Raw genomic sequence first — 2,186 nt, 5'->3', positions numbered from 1 at the left:
AGGGGGGCGCGCGCGCCGACTCGCTCCGCTCGCTCTACTCCCTCGTCCGCCGCGACGGGGCGGGGCGCCTCACCGCGATCCCGTACAGCGTCGCCTTCCGCCGGCAGAACGAGTGGGCGGCGTCGCGGCTGCGGCAGGCGGCGGCTCCACTCCTGGTCCTTGATCAGCACGTACGACTCGTTGGCCGCCTTGTAGCCGTAGAGCGCGTCCTCGTACGTCTCGATGGGCCCGATCACGATGTCGAGCGTGTTGTTCTTCATGTCCATCCAGGCCAGGTCGCTGGGCTGGAAGTCGTCGGTGAGCAGCGCCTGCGCGCGCAGCTCCAGGTAGCGCCGGAGCCCGGGGTCCTCGGCCAGCGCGGCGGCCTCGCGCAGCCTGGCGGAGGCGCGGCGCAGCGGCTCCTGGAACGCCACGTGGTAGGGAACCGCCATCAGCCGCCCCGCCGGGTCGCGGCGGACGAGCGTGTAGAGGCCCTTGAGCGAGTCGGCGCGGGCGCCGCCGCGGGCGACCTCGGCGTCGAACTCGGCCTTGGTCATCCCCCGGGGATAGAGGTTGGAGCCCTCGGGCTTGGCGCCCACGCCGGGGACGAACGCCTGGTCGTTCTCCAGCCGGTCCCACGGCCCGTAGTTCAGGTCCACGTACTGCCGCATCCGCGCGTCGGTGATGCGCGCCATCAGCGAGTCGCGGCTGCCGGCATACGTCTGCATCCAGAAGATGGCGTCCATCTCCCTTGCCGCGTCGATCAGCAGCGGGATCATCCGCCGCTCGTTCGGCGTGAGCTTCGACAGGTCCGTGGTCAGCCGCACGCTGCGGTAGCGCGCCAGCCGCTGGCCGATGTCGTCCTGCCCCGCGGCGGCCGACCCCGCGGCGGGCGCCGGCGCGGGCTGCGGCGTCTGCGCGCACGCGGCCAGGACGGCCGCCGCGGCGAAGGTGGTGACGAGATGGCGAGAGGTCATGCAGTCCTCGATGGCTCGGTTGGTTCTCTGGTTCGGGCGATGCGGAATCCTATCCCTTCCCGCCGCGCCCGCAAGCACGCGGGATTACCGCGCCGGGGATGCGATCCAGCGCTGGAAGTCCTCGCGCGTGCCGTTGAAGGCGTTCAGGTCGATGTACGTCTCCACCCCGTCCATCCGCCCGCGGTTTCCGTACTGCCAGATCATCCATCGTCCCCCGTACCGCGGCGGGCCCATGATGCTGCGCACCCACAGCGGGTTGGGGAGCCCGGCGCCGGCCAGGTACGCGTCGTGGAACTCGCGCGTCACGTACAGCAGCGCCGGGCGGCGGTGCGCGGCCTCCACCGGCGCCAGGAACGCGCGCACGGCGGCGAGGACCGAGTCGCGCGGCGGGCGGGCGCCGCAGTTGCCGCCGAACTCCAGGTCCACGGCGGGCGGCAGCGCGGGCCCGGCGGCGGGCGGCGCGGCCGCCAGGAAGTTGCGCGCCTGCGCGTCGGCCGGCGCGCAGAGGGTAAAGAAGTGGTATGCGCCCGTCACCACGCCGGCCCGCGACGCGTCCGCCAGGTTCCGCGCGAAGGCGCTGTCGCGCCACGATCTCCCTTCCGACGCCTTGATGTACGCGAACTCCGCGCCGTCCGCGCGCAGCCGCGTCCAGTCGATCCGCCGCTGGTGGTGCGACACGTCCACGCCACGCACCGGGTAGCGCGCGCGGCGGGGATAGTTGAAGCGCAGCCATCCGTCCCACAGCAGCCAAGTGCCGGCGATGACGCCGACGGCGGCAACCACTGTCAGCGCGCGTCCGGGTTTGCGGCGGCGGCGCGTCATCGGCACGTGCAGCCGGGCTGCGTCTTCATCGACACGTCGGTCATTGCGCTTCGATCGATGGCGTGGTGGACCGGCGCGCGAAGATGCGCGGCGCCGGCTCCACAGGCAACGGCGGCGTAAGGAGATGCGGAGCGCGACGCGGTCGCGGCGCGAAAGCGCCCTGCTCGAGCGCAGCTACCTGGCCGCCGTCACCGCGTAGAGATCCACAAAAGAATTCTCTCACAGAGGGCACAGAGGACACGGAGGGCCCCGTTCAGTTCTCCGTGTCCTCCGTGCCCTCTGTGCAGGCGTTCGACAGCACCGTTTTACACGTTGGCCATAAGAGGTTGAACAGCAACAAGATACAACAAGACCCCGTCGGACGCGTGTACAACGCGTCCGGCGGGGTCTGAATCGAGGCAAGTGCTT

The 2,186-nt window shown here is 71.3% G+C and carries 2 protein-coding genes; both read right to left on the bottom strand.

Annotated elements, in window-relative coordinates; genetic code table 11:
- Positions 1-956 (bottom strand): hypothetical protein (locus VF092_14330; GenBank protein HEX6748471.1); only part of this gene is annotated, 956 nt, incomplete at its 3' end.
- Positions 957-1,040: 84 nt separating this feature from the next.
- A complete protein-coding gene (locus tag VF092_14325; protein ID HEX6748470.1) occupies positions 1,041-1,739 on the bottom strand; it encodes a GH25 family lysozyme in 699 nt (232 codons plus the stop codon).
- Positions 1,740-2,186 lie beyond the last annotated feature (447 nt).

This window comes from Longimicrobium sp. (assembly GCA_036377595.1).
Taxonomy (GTDB): domain Bacteria; phylum Gemmatimonadota; class Gemmatimonadetes; order Longimicrobiales; family Longimicrobiaceae; genus Longimicrobium.
This window is presented reverse-complemented; position numbering and strand designations above follow the sequence as displayed.